The sequence below is a fragment of the Streptosporangium oxazolinicum genome, assembly GCF_039537505.1.
Lineage (GTDB): Bacteria > Actinomycetota > Actinomycetes > Streptosporangiales > Streptosporangiaceae > Streptosporangium > Streptosporangium oxazolinicum.
The window spans coordinates 1-691 of the sequence record NZ_BAABAQ010000044.1 but is presented as its reverse complement, the minus strand read 5'-3'; the positions used below and the strand labels follow the sequence as shown (position 1 = coordinate 691).

The 691-nt window shown below is 61.6% G+C and carries 1 rRNA gene; it reads right to left on the bottom strand.

Annotated elements, in window-relative coordinates:
• Positions 1-470: 470 nt before the first annotated feature.
• Positions 471-691: ribosomal RNA gene (locus tag ABD817_RS39440) — 16S ribosomal RNA — on the bottom strand; the annotation flags it as partial.

Sequence of the window (691 nt, the reverse complement as noted above, 5' to 3'; positions counted from 1 at the left end):
ACGTCCTTCATCGGCTCCTGATGCCAAGGCATCCACCGTGTGCCCTAAAAAACTTGGCCACAAAGATGCTCGCGTCCACTATGCAAATCTCAAACAACAAACAGCGACCACACCAGACCCGCCACCAGACACCCAGGAAACCCTGAGCCGATGTGACAGACGGCTGGTCCCGCACGAGGCCAAACAGACATCCACCCCGAACCCGGGGCAGACACCCAGGACCGCCACCAACCGGCAGCAGCCCCGAGACATGGTCCGTTTCCTCAGGACCCAACAGTGTGTTCAACCAGTCCCACCCGCGCGGCACCTCGTTCCCACTCCCTCACGCGGAGGGCGGTACTAGCGGTCCCGGCCGACGAGCCCGGTTGAGTAGCCAGTGCTCCACTAATGAGCATGCCGGGCGTGAGACGTTCGCTCACGAACACGGCGTAGACCCCACAGCTTGCGCTGTGAAGGCCGGTGCTCCTTAGAAAGGAGGTGATCCAGCCGCACCTTCCGGTACGGCTACCTTGTTACGACTTCGTCCCAATCGCCAGCCCCACCTTCGACCGCTCCCCCCAGACAAGTCCGGTTGGGCCACGGGCTTCGGGTGTTGCCGACTTTCGTGACGTGACGGGCGGTGTGTACAAGGCCCGGGAACGTATTCACCGCAGCGTTGCTGATCTGCGATTACTAGCGACTCCGACTTCAT